Source organism: Arthrobacter sp. S39, assembly GCF_004320525.1.
Lineage (GTDB): Bacteria > Actinomycetota > Actinomycetes > Actinomycetales > Micrococcaceae > Arthrobacter.
This window is the reverse complement of the sequence record NZ_SIHX01000002.1, coordinates 425036-447016: the sequence shown is the minus strand read 5'-3', so window position 1 is coordinate 447016 and position 21981 is coordinate 425036. Positions and strand designations below refer to the sequence as shown.

Here is a 21981-nt window from a genome sequence, read left to right as displayed (position 1 = left end):
GAACAAATTTGTTTTCGCGATGAAGTGAAACGGAATCGGCATGCCGAAAAAATTGGCGGCGCAGCTCCCCAGCAGGCGGTCCATGCTGTCCGGCGCGGCCGCACTGGCGGCCGTCCCTGCCTTTTCGACGTTCCAGGCGCACGCATCCAGCGGTCATGACCAGCATGGCGGCGGTTCCGGAAACACCGCTTCAGGAAATACCGGCACGGCCACCTCCGCGGCCGCCACAAGCCACGCCGGCCACGCCGGCTTCGCGGGCGGCTCGGTCCTGCCGGGGCGGGCCGGCATTGACCCGACCGCCATCCTGCGGGACTTCGACCGCGGGAAAACCAGCCTTCTGCCGGACGGCAGGACCTTGCGGGTGTGGGACATCGTTGCCGTTGACAAGGACTTCGAGATCGCGCCCGGCATCACCTTCCCCGGCTGGACCTACAACGGCCGGATCCCCGGCCCCACACTTTGGGCCCGCGAAGGCGATGCGCTGCGGATCAACTTCACCAACGCCGGCGCCCACCCCCACACCATGCACTTCCATGGCATCCACACGGCCGGGATGGACGGGACACCCGGCATCGGGGCGGGCTCGATCGCGCCAGGCCAGAGCTTCACCTACGAATTCGACGCCACGCCGTTCGGCACGCACCTGTACCACTGCCACCAGTCTCCGCTTGCACCCCACATCGCCAAGGGACTCTACGGCGGCTTCATCATTGAGCCCCGCGAGGGCCGCCCGCCGGCCGACGACGAAATGGTCATGGTCATGAACGGCTACAACACCGACGGCGGGGACGACAACGAGTTCTATTCCGTCAACGGCCTGCCGTTCCACTTCATGGACTTTCCGGTCCAGGTAAAACAGCACGCGCTGGTCCGCATCCACCTCATCAACGTGCTGGAATACGACCCCATCAATTCCTTCCACATACACGGCAACTTCTTCCACTACTACCCCACCGGCACCATGCTGACGCCCAGCGAATACACCGACACCATCTCCCAGGTGCAGGGCCAGCGCGGCATCGTCGAACTGCGCTTTCCCTTCCCCGGCAAGTACATGTTCCACGCCCACAAGACCGAGTTCGCGGAACTGGGCTGGATGGGCTTCTTCGAAGTAGGCGCAGCATGAGCCTGGACGAAAAGACGGCGGCCGGCCAGGCGGCCGCGCCGCACCGCAGGCCACCAGTGCCGGCATGGCTGCTCGGACTAGGGCCCCTGGTCCTGATCGCGATCGTGCTGGGCCTGTTCACCGTGCTCAACGCGCCCGGACTCAACAGACTTTCCGAGGGCGTCCCGCCCAAGGAGGAGATCGCCGTCGAAGATGTCCGCCTCACGCCCGGACAGATCGCCATCACAGTCCGCAACGAGGGACCGGATCCGGTGTCCATCGCCCAGGTCAACGTCTCGGACTACTACGCCATGTTCACGCAGACCCGGGAGACCATGGCCCCGCTGGAGTCCACCACGCTCACCATCAGCTACTCCTGGGTGGACGGCGATCCCTACGAGGTGGCCCTGGTGACCTCGAACGGCGGCAAGATCCCGGCGGCCATTGAAGCGGCCGCACTGAGTCCGGAACGCGGCGGTTCATTCTTTGCCCTCATGACGCTGCTGGGCGTCTACGTGGGCGTCATTCCGGTGGCCCTCGGGATGCTGTGGATGCCGTTCGTGCGGCGTGCGCCCGCATCCTGGGTCCGCATACTGCTCGGCGTCACGGTGGGCCTGCTCGCCTTCCTGGCCATCGACGCCACCCTGGAAGCCACGGAACTCGTTGCCGACAACAGGGCGTTCGGCGGCCCGATGGTGGTGTTCCTCGGCGCCGCGGTGGCGTACTTGCTGCTGGAGGGAACGGACGCCTGGATGCGCCATCGCCGTGAACCGGCCGCGGAGGGCACGTCCGCAGCCCTTCCGCCGCACCGCCTCGCGCTGCTGATCGCCATCGGCATCGGCCTGCACAACCTCGGCGAAGGACTCGCGATCGGCTCCGCCTACGCTGTTGGTTCACTCGCCCTGGGCGCTTCGCTGATCATCGGCTTCGCCATCCACAACACCACCGAGGGCCTCGCCATCGTCACGCCGCTGGCAAAGCAGCCGCCTGGCCTTCCCCGGCTCGCAGCCCTGGGGCTCGTGGCCGGAGCGCCGGCCATCGCCGGGGCGCTCATCGGAGCAACCGTCTACCAGCCGGCACTTGCCGCGTTCCTGCTCGGCGTCGGAGCCGGGGCGGTGGCCCAGGTGGCGGTCAAACTGCTCCCAATGCTGAAGGACAAGGCAGGGATGACCTTCACGGCCGCCACAACGGCCGGGATCATCCTCGGCCTGGCAGTCATGTTCACCACCGGGCTGCTGGTCCTGGCCTAGCAATAGAGTCACGCACTATGTAGTCTCGCGCCGGGGCCTTTGACGCCGCACCCGACCCGGAAACGTGGCGCCCTATACTTGTCGTAGCTAGGGCCGGGGGGCTTCCATGGAAAAACAACGCATCTGTCTTGTCATTGAGGACAATGACGACATCCGCGGACTGATCGGGATGGTGCTGAGGCGTGCCGGTTTCGAGGTCCGCTCAGTGGCCACAGGAGCGGAAGGCATCGCCGCGGCCGCCGACCCGGCCGTCTCCCTGGTCACGTTGGACCTCGGGCTGCCGGACATGGACGGCCACGTCGTGGCCAGGGCCGTGCGGGCGCTGAGCTCGGCGCCGCTGCTGTTCATTACTGCCCGGGCGGAAGATGATGACCTTCTCGCCGGTATGGCCTCCGGCGCCGCCGCCTACCTGACCAAGCCGTTCCGCGCCCAGGATCTTCGGGACGCCGCCGCTCACCTCTGCCCGGACCCCGCCGCTGCAACAACTGCAGCTTCCGCGGGCGACCAGGCTGAACTGTCGAAGCGGCGCCCGAAAGCACCTTCTGCCTGACGGTTCGGATTAGACGGTGCGGACGACGTCGTCGTAGCTGAACTTGGGCTTCGCGGCGCCCCAGGCGTCCTCAGCGGGCTGCCCGATGTTGACCACCAGGAAGCTCTTCTGGTCACCGGCCGGGAAGAAAGCAGCATCGATCGCACCGAAGTCGGCTCCGGTCATCGGACCCGCGGCGAGGCCGAGGGACCGGACGGCCAGGATGAAGTAGCCGGCCTGCAGGTGCGCGTTGTTGTTGCCGGTGGACGCTGCGAGGTCCGGGGCGGCGTCGTACATGGCCTTCGGCGCGTTGTACCCGGGGAGGAAGTTATCCCACTGCTCGGCCCAGGCGGTGTCGTAGCTGAGGACGGCAACCAGCGGCGCGGAGGCAGTCTTGGCCTTGTTGCCGTTGGCCAGGGTGTCAACGAGCGTGGCGCGGGCCTCGTCCGAGCGGACGTAGGTGACGCGCAGGGGCTGGGAGTTGAACGCGGTGGGGCCGAACTTGGTGAGCTCGTAGATGGCGCGGGCCTGGTCCTCGGTCACCTCGCCGGTGAAGGAGTTGGCGGTGCGGGCCTCGGCAAAGATGGCGTCGACGGCGGCCGAATCGATGGCCGCTTCTTCGTGGGCAATAGTCATTGGCTTACCTTTCGCTGGGCAGCCCACCAGGCGGCGGCTGTCTGTTTCTCTTCCTATGGTTGCAACTTCAAGCGATTGAGTCCTCTTCCCGTGACGGCAGGTGACGTTGCCCACAGCGCGCCCGGCCCAGGGGCTAGCCCGCAGCTCCTGGCCTTGACCGTTCTGATCCGCGAACACGCTTAGGAATGACGACCTGCGCGGTATTCTTGCTGCGGAAGATCCCTGCCCCCGCGGCAACCCCCTCGAAAGGCCTCCGCCATGAGCATGCTCGGAATGAAATGGAAGCTCCACGGCAACGGCAAATCCATCCGGCCCGGCCACGTCGTGGCCCCTGATGAGCGGCTCGCCTGGCCCCTGACCATCGGGGTGGGAATGCAGCACGTGGTGGCCATGTTCGGAGCCACGTTCCTGGTGCCCATCATCACGGGCATGCCGCCGGCCACCACCCTGTTCTTCTCCGGCGTCGGCACGCTGCTGTTCCTGGTCATCACCAAGGGCCGCGTGCCCAGCTACCTTGGCTCCAGTTTCGCGTTCATCGCCCCCATCATGGCGTCCCAGCAGCAGTTCGGCGTGCCCGGTGCGCTAGGCGGAGTGGTGCTTGCCGGCGTCGCACTGGCCCTGATCGGTGCGCTGGTGCAGAAGTTCGGCGCGGGCTGGATCAACCGGCTGATGCCGCCGATCGTCACCGGCGCCATCGTGGCACTGATCGGCCTGAACCTTGCCCCCGCCGCCAAAATGAACTTCGACGCCGCCCCCATCACCGCCGTCATCACGCTGGCCACGATCATCCTGGTCAGCGTCCTGTTCCGCGGAATCATCGGGCGCCTCAGCATCCTGGTGGGCGTGGTGGTGGGCTACCTGGTGGCCATGCTGCGCGGTGAAGTGAACTACGAAAAGATGGACGCCGCGGCCTGGGTTGGCCTGCCGCAGTTCCAGACGCCGGAATTCCACTGGGGCGTCCTGGGCCTCTTTGTGCCCGTGGTGCTGGTGCTCGTGGCCGAGAACATCGGGCACGTGAAGTCCGTGTCAGCCATGACCGGGCAGAACCTCGACGGCGTCTCCGGCCGCGCGCTGATGGCAGACGGGGCGGCCACGGTCCTGGCCGGCCTCGGCGGCGGTTCGGGCACCACCACCTACGCGGAGAACATCGGCGTTATGGCCGCCACCAAGGTCTATTCGACGGCGGCGTACTGGGTGGCGGGGGCGTTCGCCATCGTGCTGAGCTTCTCGCCGAAATTCGGCGAACTGATCGCCACCGTTCCGCCGGGCGTGCTGGGCGGCGCCGCGACCATGCTGTACGGCATGATCGGCATCCTGGGCGTCAAGATCTGGGTGCAGAACAAGGTCAACTTCTCCAACCCGGTGAACCTGACCACGGCCGCCGTGGCGCTGATCATCGGCATCGCCGACTACACCTGGACCATTGGGGAACTGAAATTCACCGGCATTGCGCTGGGCTCGGCCGCCGCCCTGGTGATCTACCACGGCATGAAGGCGATCGCGAAAGCGCGGGGCACGGCCGCCGAGCCCGAGACCGAGCAGGCCGGCCTGCCACCCGCCGTGAAGGCGGCGGTCAACGCGGCCGCGAAACGGGCACCCAAGAAGCGCTGACCGGGCGGCCCGGGTCAGGCGGCGCTGCTCCCGCCGATAAACGGTCCGGGCGGGCTGCCGATGCCAAAAACCGGTCCCGGCTCGGGCCGTTTGGCGTGCAGCAGTTCGTCTTCCGCAGTGTGCTGCCTCAGCTGTCGGAGCGCCCACGGGACCAGGTATTCCCGTGCCCAGATGAGGTCCTCCGCCCGGGCCTGCCGCCAGTTTCGCGGCGGCAGCTGCTTGGGCTGCAGGGGCACCAGGGTATGCGGGACGCCGAGGGAATTCAGCACGGCGGTCGCGATGGTGTGGTGGCCCAGGGGCGAGAAGTGCAGCCGGTCCGGATCCCACATGCCCGGGTTGGTCAGCTCCCGCAGGAACCACAGGTCCACCATCACGGCGTCGTGGCGGGCAGCCACGGCGTGGAGGTTCTCATTGAAGATCGCCACCTTCCCGCGGATCTGGCTGAAGACCGGTGTGGCTCCCCAGTCCGGGCCGGCAAAGAGCACCACGGTGGCGCCGGACCTTGTCAGCTGACCGACGCCGTCGTCGATTTTTTCCGCCAGCCGGTCAGGATCACTGCGCCGGAAGACAATGTCGTTGCCGCCGGCGGACAGCGTCACCAGATCCGGCTTCAGGGCCATGGCAGGTGCCAGTTGCTGGTCCATGATCTGCTGCAGCATCAGGCCCCTCACGGCCAGGTTGGCGTACGCGAAATCCGGCTGGTTGGCGCTGAGTTCTTCAGCGACGCGGTCGGCCCAGCCGCGCAGCCCTGCTTCGCTGAGCGGTTCAGGGTCCCCGATTCCTTCAGTGAACGAGTCTCCGAGTGCCACCAGCCGGTGCCACGGATGCGGTGCGGGAACTGCAGAGGCATCCCGGGTTGGCCGGTCCTGCTTCCAGACGTTCATGCCGTACTCCCTGTCTTCTAGGGTCCCCTTTTGAGGGCCTGTGATTGGACTGCAATGAGTCCCGGGAAGCCCGCATCATCCCGGACCGGGGTTACCGGATCCCGGCGTGCGGCCGCCACTATGTTCAAGGCAGCGTCGCGAAGCCCCTGGTTGTTGTGCTTCGCGACGGTCCGGAGGTACTGGAGTGCCACCTCACGGCTGAGTCCGTAGTCCGCCATGAGTGCGCCGACGGCAAGGTCCATCAGCACCATGGAGCTTTGGGCTACCGCGAGTTCGGCGCTGGCTTCTGCCCGCTCCGCCACCCGCAGCACCACGCGCAGCGCCCTTCCCACCTCCAGCGCGTACGCGCGAGTCCTGAGGATGTCCTCGCTGGTGAAGGCGTGAGGAGTGGAGGCGTAGAGGTTGATCGCCGCACTTGATGCGGCCGTGGCGGCAATCGGCATCGACAGCAGCGACCGGACCCCGTGGCCGGCGGCGGCGCTGGCGTAGCCTGGCCATCTGCGGTCGCGGGCCGTATCGGCGAGATGGACAAAGTCGCCTGACCGCATGGCCTCCAGCACGGGTCCGTCTTCGAACGAACATTGTTCCCGGTCCGCGGCCCGGGCGACCTCGCTGCCTGCGGCGATGGTGTGGGCGATGGGATGCGCGTCCAGGTGGACGTCCCCGCGGCTATGGAACGTAGCAGCCCAGCCGATGCCGCGTTGGTGGCCGTCGATGCTCCGCATGAACTCATGGGTGACTTCGCCAAGGAAGCTCTCCACTTCCTGGCTGTCGAACACGACGTCCTGGGGGGCTGGAAGTGATTCCCAGCCCGGGTCCCCTGGGGTCAACGCGGCCATGGCGCACGCCTCGCTACGATACGAGCCGGCCCACTTCAAAGCCTGTAATTAGGATACGTCCGGTTCGGGCTGCGGGGGCGGTGTCCCGCCCGAAAGTACTGGACCCAGGGAGAAAAAAGGTGCCGTCCGACGCAAAGCCGGACGGCACCTTCGTTATCGGTGCCTGACACCTGGCGTTTATCCGGCGTCGAAGCTTTCCCCGTCGTCGTCCTTGGCGGCCTTCTCAGCTGGCAGGTCATTTCCACTGCCGTCCGGCAGACCCGCCGCCTCCTGCCCGGACTCTGACGAGAATGGCTCCGCGCCCTGCTCATCAGCGTTGGATTCGTTGATCTCGGCCTCCGCGGAGGGGAGGTCCGCATCGCGGGGGACCGGCAGTTCTCCTGGCTCGAACCCGGGATCGTTGGTGTCGGCTTCCGCGTGGAGCTGGTCGTCGGTGCCACCGAAGCGGCCGGCACCGGGCTCTCCGGCACTGTCCTGGTCCTCTTCGGCAAGGTGGCCGAGGTTGGGCGAACCGGTAGGGAAGGTTTCGCCGGTGGAGCTGTCCTGGTTCAGGCCGGCAGCGTCAAAGTCCTCCTCCTCGCGGGGCTGGGCGAACTGCTTGTTGTCCGCACCGCCCATCTCCTGCTCCGCCGTCGGCGTGCCGTAGCCTCCAACTTCTTCGGCGTGCTGGTTGTCCTGACTCATGGTTCCTCCTGTTGTGGATGTGGATGAATCTGACGTGCAAACTTCTTGCTACAGGCCCTTGCCGCCGGTCACTGGCAGCACGGCGCCCGAAATGTAGGACCCCTGGTCAGAGGCCAGCAGCACATAGGCAGCTGCAAGTTCGGCGGGCTGGCCCGCCCGCTGCAACGGCGTGTCCTGCCCGAATTTGGGCAGTTTGTCCGGCCATTCGGTCGCCGGGATCAGCGGCGTCCAGATGGGTCCCGGTGCCACGGCGTTGACGCGGATCCCCTTCGGTCCCAGTTCCTGGGCAAGGGCCTTGGTGAAAGCCACTTGCGCTGCCTTGGTCATGGCGTAGTCGATCAGCCCCGGCGAGGGATTGAACGCCTGGATGGAGGCTGTGGTGATGATCGAAGCGCCGGCTTTCAAGTGCGGAACCGCGGCGCGCGCCGTCCAGAGCAGCGAGTAGAGGTTGGTCCGGAAGACCCGGTCGAATTCCTCGGTGGGGAGCGACTCGAAGCTCTCCCGGTTCTTTTGGTAGGCCGCGTTGAGTACCAGGACGTCCAGGCCGCCGTACTCAGCCACGGTGTCTTCCACGATCCGGGTGCTGAACGCCTCCTCCCGTCCGTCGCCGGTCAGCAGCAGGGCACGCTGGCCCGCTTTCCGGATCCAGCTGGCCGTGTCCTGGGCGTCGTCTTCCTCTTCCGGCAGGTAGGAGATCGCGACGTCGGCCCCCTCGCGGGCGAAGGCAATGGCCACTGCCTTGCCGATTCCGGAGTCCCCGCCGGTGATGAGCGCAGCCTTACCCTGCAGGGCTCCGTGCCCCTCATAGCTCTGCTCGCCGTGGTCCGGTTGGGGATCCATGGGCGCCGTCAGGCCCGGCTGCTTCTGTTCCTGCTCCGGAAAGGGCCCGGAGTGGTAGCCGCCCCTGGGGTCGGTGGGCGGGCCGGCCTGTTTCTGCGTGTCACTCATAGTCCACCTACTCACGTCGTCGGTTTCGAGAGTCCGGTCTGCTCCGGCCCTTCGAAAATATCCCGGCCGGTGAAGCAAAGTCCACCGTTCGGGCTGAATAATCAGTAAACTTATCAAACGTTGATCTTGGCGCAACTTCAGCCTAGTTTTGGAGCACCCGGGGCCGCGGATGGATCTTCCGTGGCAGGCCTCTACCGGGCGGAGGAGGAGAAGGCATGTCGGATGTGGAGGACTACACCGGGAGCACCGGCCGCAACGAGACCCGCGAGGAACAGCTGGACCGGAACTGGGCGGAATTGCTGCAGGAACTTCGGGTGCTGCAGACCGGCGTCCAGATCCTCGCGGGCTTCCTGCTGACCCTGCCCTTCCAGGAGCGTTTCGAGCGCCTCGACGATTTCCAGGTCACCCTCTACCTCGTCAACGTGGTCATTGCCACCCTCACCACCGCCTTCATCCTGCTCCCAGTCAGCGTGCACCGGCGGCTGTTCCGCCAGCGCCTCAAGGAGACGCTGGTTTCCAGTGCCGATACCATCACCAAGATCGCCCTGGCCGGTGTGGGCATGCTCAGCATTGGAACGGCGTCCCTCGTCTTTGACGTCACCGCGGGCCGCTCCGCGGGCCTGACCGCAGGCGGCATCCTGCTGGCCGTCCTCTTGGTGCTGCTGGTCTACGTCCCGCTTCGGCTGAACCACCGCGCCAAAGGTCAATAGCCGGCCGAGTCCGTACAAACAGCCATCCGTCCAAAACAGCAACGGGAGCAAAGATGCGCACATGGGCCAGGGAGCACGGACTGCTGCTGGCAAACGCCGGTTTATTCGTGGTGTTCTTCGGCGGGATGGTCCTCTCCGGCGCCGCCGCCTACAGCGAGGAGCAGGCTGCCCATGGGCAGCAGGCGGTTTCTGTCCTTGAATACCTGTCCACGGGCGAGTTCGTGGAAGCCACCTTTGAGAACTGGGAATCGGAATTCCTGCAGATGGCCATGTATGTCATCCTGACGGTTTTCCTCTTCCAGAAAGGCTCTTCCGAGTCCAAGCCGATGGGCAAGAAGGCGCCACAGGACGAGGATCCGCGCGACGCCCCCATCAAGGCCGCCACGCCGTGGCCGGTGAAGCGCGGCGGCCTGGTGCTCAAGCTTTATGAGCACTCGCTGTCCCTGGTGCTCCTGGCGCTGTTCGTCGCCTCATTCACCCTGCATGCGCTGGGCGGCACGGCGGCGTACAACGACGAGCAGATGAGCCATGGCCAGCCCACGGTGACGCTGCTGGACTTTATGGGCACCAGCCAGTTCTGGTTCCAGTCCTTCCAGAACTGGCAAAGCGAATTCCTTGCGGTCGCCGTCCTGGTGGGCGCGTCCGTTTACCTCCGCGAAAAGGGCTCGCCCGAGTCGAAGCCGGTGGCTGAACCGCATTACGAGACCGGAGCGTAAACCGCTTTAGGCGCCTTCCAGCACCTGGGTGGTGGCCCAAGTCAGGTACTTGGCGGCGTTCGCGATCGCCTCATCCGGGCTGGGCGCCACATCAAGCAGCTGGGCTGCGGCCACCACACCGTGCTGGGCGAGGTCCTCGGGCGTGACCAGGATCCGGCCGGCCACCACAATGACGGGGATGCCGCGTTCGCGGGCGGCGTCGGCGAGCGCGATGGGCGCCTTGCCTGTCAGCGACTGGGAATCCATGGAACCCTCGCCGGTGATCACCAGGTCCGAGTCCGCGAGCTGCTCGGCCAGCCCGGTGAGCCCCGCCACCAGCGCGAAGCCGCCTTCCAGCCGGGAGTCAGTGAAGGCAAGGAACGACGCCGGGAACCCGCCTGCTGCGCCTGCGCCCGGAATGTTGACGTCCCGGCCCGTGGCCTCCCGCAGCACTGACGCCCAGTTCCGGAGGCCGGCGTCGAGCAGTTCAACGGCGTCGGCGTCCGCACCCTTCTGCGGCCCGAAGACGTGGGCGGCTCCCTCGGGTCCGTACAGCGGGTTCCGGACGTCGACGGCGATCCGGAACTGCACGGCGGACAGCCGCGGATCCAGTTCGGTCGTATCCAGGGCCACGACGTCGGCGAGTGACCCGCCGCCCAGGGGCACCACGTTGCCGGCGGAGTCCAGCGGCTTGAGGCCGAGCGCGCGCAGGGCGCCGCTGCCGCCGTCGGTCATGGCCGAGCCGCCAAGGCCCAGCACAATTTCCGTTGCCCCGGCGTCCAGGGCCGCGGCCACGAGCTGCCCGCAGCCGTAGCTGTGGGCGCGGAGGGAATTCTCCGGGGTGGGATCCATTTCGGCCAGACCGGAGGCCTGCGCCGTCTCGATCACGGCGGTGGCGCCGCCGAACGCGGTTTTGCGGATGGCCCAGGCAGCTCCGACGGGAGCCAGGATGGGGCCGACCACCGCGTTGAGCCGTTCCTCATAGCCTGCCGAAACGGCCGCTTCCAGGGTGCCTTCGCCGCCGTCGGCCACGGGGAACTGGGTGGCGACTGCATCGGGGTAGACGCGGAGCGCCCCTTCGGCGATGGCGGCGGCCGCCTCGGCGGCGGTCAGCGAGCCCTTGAACTTGTCCGGAGCAATGAGAATGCGCATGCGCTCCATCATGCCAGCCCCAGGCCGGAAAGCGCTTGCCCGATCCGTAATACGGACACGTGAACCTTTCCGGAATGGGTCATCTGGTGGAGCCGCGCACCACGAGCGAGCTCGCCAGGGTCAGCTGGGCCTGTTCGAGCGGCCGGCCCTCCATCAGCGCGCGCAGCTGCTCCCCCGCCTTCAGGCCCAGCGGGGTGGCCGGCAAGTGCACGCTGGTGAGGCCAGGATTGCTGGTGGCGGAGTAGGGGAGGTCGTCGAAGCCCGCCACGGCGAGCTGCTCCGGGATCAGCACGCCGGCCACTCGGGCTTCCTGCAGCACGCCGTAGGCGTGGGTGTCCGTTCCGCAGACGACAGCGGTGACCCCGGCCTGCTGCCACTGCGGCCACGCCTGGGTGAAGGCGGCCGCTGCCGCGCCGACGTCGATGGTGGTGCTGACGATGCAGCCGGACGGCACGGAGATCCCCCGCGCCGTGGCCTCATCCAGGAACGCGGAGCGCCGCACGTCGAAGGTGGCAGTGCCGGTCACGCTGTCAACGTAGGCCACGGTCCGATGGCCGGCGTCAGCCAGGTGTGCTGCCAGCTGGCGCGCCCCGGAGGCCACGTCAAGGTTCACCGAGGGTGCGTACGACTCCAGCCCTGGCGCGTCGAGCAGCACCAGCGGCCCAGGAGCCGAAAGGTCCTCAAGGAAGTCGGAGTTGGGTGCGTCCACGAGCAGCCCGGCCGGGCGCAGTGCAAGCAGCTTGCGGACATCGTGGGCCTGCGGGAATTCGCCGGCGTCCGTCACGGACAGCAGGAGCTGGTAGTCCGCGCCCAGGGATTCCCTGACCCCGGCGATCACCTTGGCAAAAAACGGGTTCGAGATGTCCGGTGCCACCAGGATCACAATGGAGCTCACGCCCTTGGCCAGCGAGCTTCCCACACTGTCCACCACGTAGCCGAGTTCGGCGATGGCGTCCCGCACGCGGGTGATGTTGTCCTCGGAGACGCGCCCCCGGGTCTTGCCGTTGGCCACCAGGGAAACAGTCGCCGTCGAGACGCCGGCCCGGGCAGCCACCATGGCCGCCGTGACCCGCGGTCCCCGGCCTGGCTGCTGCTGGGTGCGCTCCGCGGTTTCCATACCTCGATGGTAGTCGGCGCGGAGGGCCAATCGGCGCCATCAGGCAACGCAAGGCATCAAGCGCTTGACGCCTTCTACGTTAAGCGCTTGACGTAACGCCTGCGGAGATGCCATGATCTCCCTTGATTGCTTTAGCGCCCTGCCGGCACCCCAGCCCGGCAGGCCCCCAATGACGTGGAGACAAACGTGGACCCCAACCCCGTAAACCGCAAGAAGATCATCCTGGACTGCGACCCCGGGCATGACGACGCCGTGGCGCTGCTGCTCGCGCACGGCAACCCTGACATCGAGCTGCTGGCCGTCACCACCGTGGTGGGCAACCAGACCCTCGAGAAGGTCACCCGCAATGCCCTGTCGGTGGGCACCATCGCCGGCATCACCGGAGTTCCGTTCGCCGCCGGCTGCGGCCGGCCGCTGGTGCGCACCATCGAAACCGCACCCGACATCCACGGCGAGTCCGGCATGGACGGCCCCGCGCAGCCCGAGTCCGCCATCGAACTGGACCCGCGCCACGCCGTCGACCTCATCATCGACACCGTCATGGCGCACGAACCCGGCACTGTGACCCTGGTCCCCACCGCCGGCCTCACCAACATCGCCATGGCGGCGCGCAAGGAACCACGCATCGTGGACCGCGTCAAGGAAGTTGTCCTGATGGGCGGCGGTTACCACGTGGGCAACTGGAGCGCCGTGGCCGAATTCAACATCATCATCGACCCCGAAGCCGCACACATCGTGTTCAACGAGAACTGGCCCGTGGTAATGGTGGGGCTGGATCTCACCCACCAGGCACTGGCCACCCCGGAGGTCGTGGCAAGAATCGCGGCTATCGGCACCAAACCGGCGCAGTTCGTGATGGAACTGATGGAGTTCTTCACCCAGACGTACAAGGACGCCCAGGGCTTCGACTACCCGCCGGTGCACGATCCCTGCGCCGTGGCCTACGTGATCGACCCCAGCATCGTCACCACCCGCAAGGTGCCTGTGGACATCGAACTCCAGGGCAAGCTGACCCTCGGCATGACCGTGGCCGACTTCCGTGCCCCGGCTCCCGCCGGCTGCAATACCTCGGTCGCCGTGGACCTGGACCACGGACGGTTCTGGGACCTTGTCACCGATGCCCTCGTCCGGATCGGTGAGCCGCTCACCGGCGAGGCAGGCACCAACGCCAACACGGCCGACGTCGAACGCCAGGATCGTGCCGATGTCACCATCGGAGGGATCAAGTAAATGACCGCCACACTCCTTGAAACCAGGACCTCCCGCGGCAACGTCACCGCACTGATGGTTGCCCTGCTGGCAGCCTGCGTGGCGTTCCAGCTCAATGCCTCCATGCTCAGCCCGGCCCTGGTCACCATGGGCAATGAACTCAACACCGACCAGGCCGTCATCGGGCTGTCCCAGACGTGGTTCTTCACCGCCGCCGCACTGTTCTCCCTTTTCCTGCCGCGCCTGAGCGACATCATCGGCCGCAAAAAGATCCTGATCGGCATGATGCTCCTGATGGCCGTCGGCTCCGTCATCGCGGCGCTGGCCCCGGACGTCACGTGGCTCTTTGTAGGCCGCATCATCCAGGGCGTCAGCGGCCCCACCGTGCCGCTGTGCCTGATCATGCTGCGCTCCGCCGTCAGCAACCCGCGCAAGTACGGCACGCTGATGGGCCTCATCACCGCTGTCAACGGCGGCGTGGCCGGCGTGGACTCGTTTGTGGGCGGCTACTTCGCCGAGCACTTCGGCTTCCGCAGCATCTTCTGGCTCATGGTGGTCCTGGCCGTGGTGGCCACCGCCCTGATCGCCCTCCTCGCCGGCGAAAGCAAGCCCGCCGCCGGAACCACCATGGACTGGCTGGGCGTGTTCTTCATCGTGGTGGCCGTCGGTGCCCTGCTCACGGCCCTGAACGAAGGCTCGAAACTGGTGGGCGCGTTCTCCACCGGCACGCTGATGCTGGCCATCGTGCTGGTGGCCGTTGCCGCCGTCGCGTTCTACGCGTTCTGGACGGTGGAGAAGCGGGCGAAGGAGCCCATGGTGGAAACCGTGCACCTGCGCCAGCGCTCCACCTGGGCGCCGCTGCTGACCACCACGCTGACCATGACCGGCATCTTCGCCGTCATCAACGGCATCATCCCCGCCTACGTCCAGGCGGCAGCCCCAGGGTTCGGCGTCGGCCCCACCGAAATGTCGCTGATCATCCTCACCCCGTACGCCCTGCTCGGCTGGCTGGTGGGACCCATCAGCGGCAGGCTGGCGCCAGTGCTCGGCTACACCAGGGTGCTGCGGATCGGCATGCTGGGCAGCGTCGCCGCCCTGGCCATCATCGCGTTCTTCGGTCTCAGCAGCCTGCCGATGATGATCGCCGGAACGGTCTTGCTGGGCATCATGTACGCAGGTACGGTCAACATCATGCTCAACGGCCTCGGTGTGGTGCTCTCCCCCGCCGGAAACCCCGGCTTCCTGCCCGGCATGAACGCGGGTGCCTTCAACCTTGGTGCGGGCCTCAGCTTCCTGGTGCTGCCGGCCGTGCTGGTGGCGACGTCGGCACTCGGGGACCCGAAGGCCTCCTACCTGACCGTTGTGGTCACCGGCCTGGTCATCACCGTTGCCGCGTTCGGCGCCTCGCTGCTGATCCCGAAGCCCGTTGAGGCTGAGGTGGCCGAATGAGCACCGGAACAGCGGGCACCGCCGTCGAAAAGGGCGGCAGGATCGTCGTCGTCGGATCCCTGAACGCGGACCTGACCATCTACTGCGAGCGCCTCCCCCTGCCGGGCGAGACAGTCCACGGCACCGGATTCGCCGTCAACCCGGGTGGCAAGAGCGCCAACCAGGCCGTGGCCGCCAGCCTGCTCGGCGGGGATGTAAGCCTCATCGGCGCCGTGGGGGACGACGCCAACGGCGAGATGCTGCTGTCTTCCGCGGCCGGCGCCGGAGTGGACGTGGGCCATGTCCGGAGCGTCCCCGAGGCCACGGGGGTGGCCGTCATCGCCGTCGACGCGCACGGCGAAAACAACATCATCATCTCCGCAGGCGCCAACGGGACCCTGTCTCCTGCGGACGTCTCTGCCGCGGCGGACGCGTTCGACGGCGCCGCCGTCGTCTGCCTCTGCCTCGAGGTCAGCCCCGAAACGGTGGAGGCCGCCGCACGCGCGGGGCACGACGCCGGCGCCACGGTCCTGCTGAACCTCTCGCCGTACGCCGGGATCAGCCAGGAACTGGCGGAACTGGCTGACGTCCTGCTGGTCAACGCCCACGAGGCGTCGCTGTTCCTTGGTTCCGGTGACGCGCCGGACGCTGGGATGCCGGGTGCCGCGGCGGACGACGCCGACTGGGACCGGATCCGCGGGCGCTTTGCCGAGCGCGGGCTGGACCGGGTCCTGGTCACCCTGGGTGCGGACGGTTCGGTGGTCCTGGATTCGCAGGCAGCGGGACCGAAGGTCACGAGGATTGCACCCACCGTGGTGAAGGCGGTGGACACCACCGGCGCGGGTGACGCGTTTACCGGTGCCGTGGCGGCCCGCCTGGCAGCGGGAGACCCCCTCGCCGCGGCTGCCGCGTTCGCCTCTGTAGCTGCCGCCCTGGCAGCGACGCGGAAGGGGACGCAGGCCGCCTACCCCGGCACGGCCGACGTCGAACGGCTGCTGGCCCGGGCTTAGGGCCGGACCTAAGCGCGGGGTTTCAGCACCGCGAAATAACCGGGAACGAGGCTGGCGGCGGCGTCCCCGGTCATCGGGTTCGTCTCGATGGTGGTGGGGCCGTCCTCCAGCAGTTCCCAGGTCTCCGGCGGCAGGGCCCGGCTGCGTTCGGCAGGGCCGAAGTGGCCGGGCATCGGCAGTTCGCGGATGGCCCGTTCCAGCGGGGCCGGGATGGCCTCAATGGTGGCGCCCAGATGGGTGACGTACTCCACCGGGTTGCCCTGGAAGTTCGTTTCGGCCAGGAATACAGCACCGCGGGTGCCAACCAGTTGGCGCAGGTTTTCCACCAGGGCCGCCTGGTCCGCCGGTTCCAGCACGTGCAGCACGCCCCGGATAAAAACGTTGGCGTCGGTGTTCCCTGCGAGGCCCGCACCGGCACCGGGCTGGGTCATGTCGCGAACCAGGAAAGTGACATTGTCCATTCCGGCGGCCCCGTTCCGGGCCCGTTCCACGGCGTGGGCGGATACATCCACGCCGACGGCCCGCGGAAACAACGGGGCAAGTGCGCGCGTGAAGCTGCCGTGGCCGCACCCGACATCAACCACCGGAAGCGTCGGATCAAAGTGGCGTCCCAGCACGTCGGCGTAACCAATGAGCTCGTGGTCGCTTCCGGAGTCCCACAGGACCTCACTCTGCGCACCGGTCCTGGCTATTCCCGCCCAGTACCGGTCCCAGGCCACGTTCCTGTCCTTCGGCGCAGAGCGGGACAGCCTGATGAGCTTGGGGATCATCAGGTACTTCCGCAGCGCGGAGCGCAGTGTTTTTACTGGCGAGGACACGGTCCAAATATATGTCCCGACGGGCACCAATACGTCCGTTGGCGTCATGCCGCCGCTGCCGGCCGTCATAACCCCTGCGGCGGCCGCATCCGTCGCGCCGTCATACTCCGCCCGTCGCTACAGGAGCAGCGTCGCCGCGTCCCCCTAGAATGTACTCAATTAGGAGCGAAGGGAGCATCGTGGCAACGGACACACCCTTTGTCACAGCTATGCAACGCACAGCTGTGGTGGCCGATCCCGACGGCGGCCGGCTCGAGTCCAGTGCCGAGGCCCTCCGCGCAGCCGGCTACCTCGTCCACACGGCCAAGGATGCCGAGGCCCTGTTCTCAGTGCTCGACGGCGGCAAGCCTTCCGTCCTGGTCGTTGACAGTTCCCTCTCCCCCAGGGAAAGCCGCGTGCCCGTGCTGGTGCTGGTGGACCTGGACGACCGCGCGGAGATCGCGGCCATGGAGGGTACGGGCGTCCGCGACTGCATCGCCAAGCCGCCGGTGGCGAAGGAATTGGTGCACCGCGCCACCGCCCTGATCAACCTCGTGGAACGGCGTAGCCGGGCGCGGCAGGAGGCCGAGGCCCTGCGCGAGCAGCTCCGGCTGGTTTCGGCGGCCGTGCGTGGAACCAATGATCCACAGAAAATCGCCAACTACGTGGTGACCGGCTTTGGCGAAACGTTCGGCGCCGACCACGTCTGGCTGACCACGTTCGAGGACGAACGCGTACCTGCCATTACCGCCCAGTGGAGCCGGCAGGGGCTGGATCCGCTTCCGGTCGGCCCGCTTGAAGACGAAGCCGCCGCGCGCTCCACCGCGGACCAGCTGTGGGCCAGGGCAGAAGTGCTGACAACCGACGGCTCGGACGGCTCCATCAGGCTGCCAAAATCGTTGGAGGACCTGCACGCGAAAGCGTCGGTGGTAGTGCCCATGGGGGAAGGGAACTCTTCCCTCGGTATTTTGTGGATCGCGCTGCTGGACAGCCCCCGGGCCTGGTCACGCGCCGAACTGGGACTCATCCAGCACGTGGCGGGCAACGCCGCCCACGGGCTGATCCAAAGCCACCTGATCAGCAGCCAGCTCCAGGTGGTCAAGCAGCTGCAGGAGCTGGACAAGGCCAAGACCGACTTCCTGGCCACGGTCAACCATGAACTGCGCACTCCGCTGACGTCGATCATGGCGTACCTGGACATGATCCAGGAGAGCACCGCCGATCCGGTCTCGCCCGAGGTCCACCAGATGCTGGACATCGTGGTTCGAAACACGGAACGGCTGCGGATGCTCATCGAGGACATGCTGAGCGTTTCCCGCAGCGGCGGCGGGGAAGGCCCGCTGCACCTGACGCCGATCCGGCTGGGCCGCACGCTGGAAATCGTCGCCGGCGCCCTCCGTCCGCTGGCCACGCTGCAGGATGTCACCATAGCGCTGGAACCCGCGCAGGAGGATCCTGAACTTATGGGGGATGAGGTGCAGCTGCAGCAGGTTTTCACCAACCTGGTCTCGAATGCCATCAAGTTCACGCCCGGCGGAGGAAAAATCCACGTGGGCAGCTTCGCCCACACCGCCGCGGACGGCACGCGCTGGGCCACGGTCCGCGTGACAGACACCGGAATGGGCATTTCCAGTGAGGAGATCGCCCACGTCTTTACCCGCTTCTACCGCGCCTCCAACGCAATGTCCGGGGCAGTCCCGGGCACCGGACTGGGTCTGGCCATCACGAAGGACATCGTGAGCCGGCATGGCGGCCGCATTGATGTTGCCTCCGAGCTGGGAGCCGGCACCACCGTCACCGTGACCCTGCCGCTGGGCACCGACGCGTCCCCGGCAAGCTGATCGCCGGAAGGAGCAGTCCAGGTGTTCGCTGACAATGACCCCAGGCTTTCGCAGCTGCTGGAGGGCATCGTCCGGCTGGCCTCCGGCGACCTGAATTCGAGGATTGAAGTGTCCCCCGCACGGGACGAACTCGATGCCATCATCATGGGAACCAACCTCCTCGCCGAGGACCTGCAGATCATCTACGAAGAACTTGAACAGCGGGTGGAAGTCAGGACAAAACTCCTGCATGAGGCGCACCTGGAAATGCAGAAAATGGCCATGCAGGACCCGCTCACTGGGCTGGCCAACCGTTCGGCGCTGCTCACCGCGCTGAAGTCGGCGCAGTCTGACGGGGCGCGCGACACCCTGCCGCCTGTCATCCTCCTGCTGGACCTGGACGCGTTCAAGTCCATCAACGACACCCAGGGCCACACGGCCGGGGACAAGGTCCTGATCACGGTGGCGGACCGCATCCGGGGCGCCGTCCGGGCCACCGACGTTGTTGCCCGGCTGGGCGGCGACGAGTTCGCCATCGTGATGCCCGCCACCGGAGCCGACCAGGCCGCCGTCGTCGGGCAGCGGATCCTGGCCGCGCTCAAGGAACCCATCGAGCTGCCCGACCGGAGCATCCGCTGCGGGGCAAGTGTCGGGCTGAGCGTCGGGGATGCCGGGCAGGGGCCCGAAGAAATGCTGATGCAGGCAGACGTCGCCATGTACGCCTCCAAGGCCGAGGGCCTGAACCGGCTTCACATCTTCGAGCCAGGGCTCTTGCTGGTGCGCCGGCTCCGCAGCCAGCTGCTGGACGACCTCCGGTCCGCACTTAAGGGCGAGGGCCTGGTCCTCAACTACCAGCCCGTGGTGGAATTGGCCACCGGCCGGGTCGAAGGCGTCGAGGCGCTGATCCGGTGGAACCATCCCTCCCGGGGCCGGATCATGCCAGATGAATTCATCCCACTGGCCGAAGAGGCCGGGCTGATCTCCGAGCTTGGCCGCTGGGTCCTCACAACCGCCGTGGAGCAGCTGCGCCGGTGGGTGGACGAGGACGCAGTGGACAGCGCGTTCTCGGTGCGGATCAACATCTCAGCCACCGACCTGCAGAGCCTCCAGTTCATCGAGGATGTCCGGGGCGTGCTCAAGGAGACGGGCGTCCGGCCCGAACAGGTGGTCCTGGAGCTCACCGAGATGGCCATCGTGAAGGGCAACGACCTGGACCGCTATTCACTGGGCGGGTTGCGCGGCCTGGGGGTCGGGATCGAGATCGACGATTTCGGGACCGGCTATTCATCCATCAGCTACCTCCGACGGCTCCCGGTGGACCGCGTGAAGGTGGACCGCTCCCTCATCGTCGGGCTGGGCACTGATCCCAACCAGCCCGCCCTGGTGGCCGCCGTCCTGCAGCTGGTGCGGGCGTGCGGGCTGGAAGCCGTGTGGGAGGGTGTTGAAACCGCCGAACAGGCAGAGCATCTGAGGACCCTCGGGTGCCTGAGCGCACAGGGCTATTTCTTCAGTAAACCCCTGCCCGCGGACGATATCCCGGCACTGGTGGCTGCGGCCTTCCCAGCTGGGAATATAGGGCCATAGTGGCGAAAAGGGCTGTACTTTTGCCCTGCCCGATATACGATCATGATGCGGTGTCAGAATTACACCGCGCGGGAGATCGGATTTAATCAGAAGTTGCTGATTCCAAAGGTTTCTGGAAATTGAACAATTACGGGGCCAACGGGTCATTACTTCGTCAACTGGGGGCGTAGTTAATGTCGGTTCGAGTGCAGGCTTGGGGAGTAATTGCGGCTGTCCTGGCGGGGTCCGACCCCGCCCAGGCAGCCACACGTCAGCGTCTTAGCGACCGCCTGGACGAAAACCCGGGAGTACCTGAACGGGCGCTCCTGGAACACCTGCTGGAGAACCGGCAACAGGACAGCCTGGAGAGCGGAACCCCGGACACTGCCCGCGCGGCGTTCCCGCGGGATGCCATGCCGCCGCAGCTGCTTGAACGCCTGGATGCCATCCGCAGCCTGTCCAGGATCAGCGCCCTGCTGGAGAGCCGGATGCTGATGACCGCGTTCCAGCCGATCTACGGCCTGGCGAGCAAGAGCGTGGTGGGGGTGGAGGCGCTCTCACGGTTCGTCAGTGACGACGGCGCCGGCGCCGAACTGTGGTTTGCCGAGGCTGCATCAGTAGGGCTGGGAGCCAACCTGGAATTCTCAGCGCTGGGCTCCGCTGCGGACGCGGCCGCAAACCTCCCGCCACATCTCTACGTTTCCCTGAACGTCTCACCGACGTCCTGCATTGACCCGCGGCTGCCCGAATTGTTCGACCACATCGATTTGCCGGTCAACCGGATTGTGCTCGAATTGACCGAGGGAATTCCGGATGATGAATACCCGCATTTCATTTCCGCAATTACTCCGCTGCGCGAGCGGGGCCTGCGCATTGCCATCGACGACTCATACTCCGGCGCCGGCGCGCTGAGCCGGATGGTGCATCTGCGCCCCGATTTCATCAAACTGGGGCGGGATATCATCAGCGGCGTGGACGTTGATCCAACACAGCAGGCGCTGGCAGCCTGCATGGTGGACTTCGCCGAGCAGATCGGCACTGAACTGGTGGCCGAAGGCGTGGAAACGCGCCAGGAGCTCCAGGTTCTGACGGATCTTGGCATCAGCGCAGGCCAGGGTTACCTGCTTGGCAGGCCTTCCGTGCGGCCCGAAGAATGGGCGGCCTGGAACACGGCAAAGGATCCGGACGGCATCATCCGGCACCTCTCCGATCCGGCGAACGTTGGCCAGGGCGCGGCAGGCAGAGCCAACAAGCGCTGACGCCTTGGTGTCGAGCTTGCCGAAACATGGTTCCGGCAAGCTCAACAACAACTACTCGCTGTGCCCCTGGTCCCCGCTCATTTGGTCTTCCGCCGGCGGGGTTTCCCCGGGCGGGACTCCCCCACCCGGCTCCAGGCCGGTGATGTTTCCCTCGAGCGGATCAGGGTTGGCCGTATCCGCTGAATCCTTGGCCGTGCGCGCCCGATCAGTTCCGGCATCGGTCTTTCCACCGGGCCTGTCAGGATTGGCGGGATCATTTTCCGGATGGTAGCTGCTCATGGTGCTGGTTCCTTCCTGGACAGGCTGCGGCCACTCCCTCAGCTCTGGACTAATTGTAAGCATGCTGATAATTCTGGAAGGGTAACGGGACAGCAGAACCTGCGTCCCCCGGCCAGAAGGAGCACTCACATGGGCATTGGCGACAGCATCGGCAAGGCAGCGGAAAACGCCATGGAGGACCTGGCGGGAACATCATCGCCCACGGAGAACGCGCGGGTTCCGGAACCAACGGATCCAAACAGCGACGTCGAGGTCCATTCGTCCATCAGTGAAGGATCCAACGCGATGGCAGCGGAGAAGGAGAGCGACGCCGGGGACGTGCCCCGCGACGTTCCCGGTCCGGCCGGCCTGCCCGACGGCGACCCGGATGCCCTCCGCGCCGATCCGGGCGAAGGCGACGAGGATCCGTCTACAGACTTGGGCCGCAGCTGACCCTTGCGTTTCGGCGGAGCCGGA

Annotated in this window: 22 protein-coding genes; 13 read left to right on the top strand and 9 right to left on the bottom strand. The window is 66.6% G+C overall.

Features of this window, described 5'->3' with window-relative positions; genetic code table 11:
- Nucleotides 1-40 precede the first annotated feature (40 nt).
- From EYS21_RS05920 to EYS21_RS05910, 3 genes are all read left to right on the top strand, one after another.
- Nucleotides 41-1126 (top strand): multicopper oxidase domain-containing protein, encoded by a 1086-nt coding sequence (locus tag EYS21_RS05920; RefSeq protein WP_131132259.1) that lies wholly within the window; start codon nt 41-43, stop codon nt 1124-1126.
- Nucleotides 1123-2355 carry a ZIP family metal transporter gene (locus EYS21_RS05915; protein WP_131132258.1) on the top strand — a complete coding sequence of 411 codons (1233 nt, stop codon included), beginning with the start codon at nt 1123-1125 and terminating at the stop codon, nt 2353-2355. Before EYS21_RS05920 ends, EYS21_RS05915 begins: the two co-directional genes overlap by 4 nt.
- A gap of 106 nt (nt 2356-2461) precedes the next feature.
- Nucleotides 2462-2905: a response regulator gene (locus EYS21_RS05910; RefSeq protein WP_131132257.1), complete on the top strand. Its 444-nt coding sequence runs from the start codon at nt 2462-2464 to the stop codon at nt 2903-2905.
- Between the two features lie 9 nt (nt 2906-2914).
- Here EYS21_RS05910 and EYS21_RS05905 read toward each other — a convergent pair whose 3' ends face one another.
- Entirely contained in the window at nt 2915-3520 is a 606-nt protein-coding gene (locus EYS21_RS05905; protein WP_131132256.1) for a malonic semialdehyde reductase, read from the bottom strand.
- 258 nt (nt 3521-3778) lie between these two features.
- Between EYS21_RS05905 and EYS21_RS05900 the strand changes: the two genes are divergently transcribed.
- Nucleotides 3779-5131: a solute carrier family 23 protein gene (locus EYS21_RS05900; protein ID WP_131132255.1), complete on the top strand. Its 1353-nt coding sequence runs from the start codon at nt 3779-3781 to the stop codon at nt 5129-5131.
- Between the two features lie 14 nt (nt 5132-5145).
- Here EYS21_RS05900 and EYS21_RS05895 read toward each other — a convergent pair whose 3' ends face one another.
- From EYS21_RS05895 to EYS21_RS05880, 4 genes are all read right to left on the bottom strand, one after another.
- Nucleotides 5146-6015 (bottom strand): SGNH/GDSL hydrolase family protein, encoded by an 870-nt coding sequence (locus EYS21_RS05895; protein WP_131132254.1) that lies wholly within the window; start codon nt 6013-6015, stop codon nt 5146-5148.
- 17 nt (nt 6016-6032) lie between these two features.
- Complete coding sequence (locus EYS21_RS05890; protein ID WP_131132253.1) at nt 6033-6854, bottom strand: GAF and ANTAR domain-containing protein; 822 nt, start codon at nt 6852-6854, stop codon at nt 6033-6035.
- Nucleotides 6855-7031: 177 nt separating this feature from the next.
- Nucleotides 7032-7538: a hypothetical protein gene (locus tag EYS21_RS05885; protein ID WP_131132252.1), complete on the bottom strand. Its 507-nt coding sequence runs from the start codon at nt 7536-7538 to the stop codon at nt 7032-7034.
- A 48-nt stretch (nt 7539-7586) separates the two neighbouring features.
- On the bottom strand, nt 7587-8486 hold the full coding sequence (locus EYS21_RS05880; RefSeq protein WP_131132251.1) for an SDR family oxidoreductase: 900 nt from the start codon (nt 8484-8486) through the stop codon (nt 7587-7589).
- 215 nt (nt 8487-8701) lie between these two features.
- Between EYS21_RS05880 and EYS21_RS05875 the strand changes: the two genes are divergently transcribed.
- Both EYS21_RS05875 and EYS21_RS05870 read left to right on the top strand, forming a co-directional pair.
- Nucleotides 8702-9196 (top strand): DUF6328 family protein, encoded by a 495-nt coding sequence (locus tag EYS21_RS05875; RefSeq protein WP_131132250.1) that lies wholly within the window; start codon nt 8702-8704, stop codon nt 9194-9196.
- A 53-nt stretch (nt 9197-9249) separates the two neighbouring features.
- Nucleotides 9250-9912 carry a DUF6766 family protein gene (locus EYS21_RS05870; RefSeq protein ID WP_131132249.1) on the top strand — a complete coding sequence of 221 codons (663 nt, stop codon included), beginning with the start codon at nt 9250-9252 and terminating at the stop codon, nt 9910-9912.
- A gap of 6 nt (nt 9913-9918) precedes the next feature.
- On the opposite strand, the gene EYS21_RS05865 is transcribed toward EYS21_RS05870, so the two are convergent.
- A complete protein-coding gene (locus tag EYS21_RS05865) occupies nt 9919-11043 on the bottom strand; it encodes a glycerate kinase (RefSeq protein ID WP_131132248.1) in 1125 nt (374 codons plus the stop codon).
- Between the two features lie 79 nt (nt 11044-11122).
- Nucleotides 11123-12100 (bottom strand): LacI family DNA-binding transcriptional regulator, encoded by a 978-nt coding sequence (locus EYS21_RS05860; RefSeq protein ID WP_131132403.1) that lies wholly within the window; start codon nt 12098-12100, stop codon nt 11123-11125.
- Nucleotides 12101-12346: 246 nt separating this feature from the next.
- Here EYS21_RS05860 and EYS21_RS05855 point away from each other — a divergent pair, with 246 nt between their 5' ends.
- From EYS21_RS05855 to EYS21_RS05845, 3 genes are read left to right on the top strand one after another with little or no spacing between them, the layout of a single operon-like run.
- Nucleotides 12347-13390, top strand: coding sequence for a nucleoside hydrolase (locus EYS21_RS05855; RefSeq protein ID WP_242633305.1), 1044 nt, complete (start codon nt 12347-12349; stop codon nt 13388-13390).
- Nucleotides 13391-14818, top strand: a complete 1428-nt coding sequence (locus EYS21_RS05850; protein ID WP_131132246.1) for an MFS transporter — start codon at nt 13391-13393, stop codon at nt 14816-14818. It abuts the gene before it with no gap.
- Nucleotides 14815-15807: a ribokinase gene (locus EYS21_RS05845; RefSeq protein WP_131132245.1), complete on the top strand. Its 993-nt coding sequence runs from the start codon at nt 14815-14817 to the stop codon at nt 15805-15807. The genes EYS21_RS05850 and EYS21_RS05845 overlap by 4 nt, the downstream gene beginning before the upstream one ends.
- An 8-nt stretch (nt 15808-15815) precedes the next feature.
- On the opposite strand, the gene EYS21_RS05840 is transcribed toward EYS21_RS05845, so the two are convergent.
- Complete coding sequence (locus EYS21_RS05840) at nt 15816-16577, bottom strand: class I SAM-dependent methyltransferase (RefSeq protein WP_207307704.1); 762 nt, start codon at nt 16575-16577, stop codon at nt 15816-15818.
- A 257-nt stretch (nt 16578-16834) separates the two neighbouring features.
- Here EYS21_RS05840 and EYS21_RS05835 point away from each other — a divergent pair, with 257 nt between their 5' ends.
- The 3 genes from EYS21_RS05835 (at nt 16835) to EYS21_RS05825 (ending at nt 21246) form a co-directional block, all read left to right on the top strand.
- Nucleotides 16835-18445, top strand: a complete 1611-nt coding sequence (locus tag EYS21_RS05835; RefSeq protein WP_131132244.1) for an ATP-binding protein — start codon at nt 16835-16837, stop codon at nt 18443-18445.
- A 21-nt stretch (nt 18446-18466) separates the two neighbouring features.
- Complete coding sequence (locus tag EYS21_RS05830; protein ID WP_131132243.1) at nt 18467-20008, top strand: EAL domain-containing protein; 1542 nt, start codon at nt 18467-18469, stop codon at nt 20006-20008.
- Between the two features lie 173 nt (nt 20009-20181).
- Nucleotides 20182-21246 carry an EAL domain-containing protein gene (locus EYS21_RS05825; protein ID WP_131132242.1) on the top strand — a complete coding sequence of 355 codons (1065 nt, stop codon included), beginning with the start codon at nt 20182-20184 and terminating at the stop codon, nt 21244-21246.
- Nucleotides 21247-21297: 51 nt separating this feature from the next.
- Here EYS21_RS05825 and EYS21_RS05820 read toward each other — a convergent pair whose 3' ends face one another.
- Nucleotides 21298-21525 carry a DUF6480 family protein gene (locus tag EYS21_RS05820; RefSeq protein WP_131132241.1) on the bottom strand — a complete coding sequence of 76 codons (228 nt, stop codon included), beginning with the start codon at nt 21523-21525 and terminating at the stop codon, nt 21298-21300.
- Between the two features lie 129 nt (nt 21526-21654).
- Between EYS21_RS05820 and EYS21_RS23560 the strand changes: the two genes are divergently transcribed.
- Complete coding sequence (locus EYS21_RS23560; RefSeq protein ID WP_207307695.1) at nt 21655-21957, top strand: hypothetical protein; 303 nt, start codon at nt 21655-21657, stop codon at nt 21955-21957.
- The last annotated feature ends 24 nt before the right edge of the window (nt 21958-21981 follow it).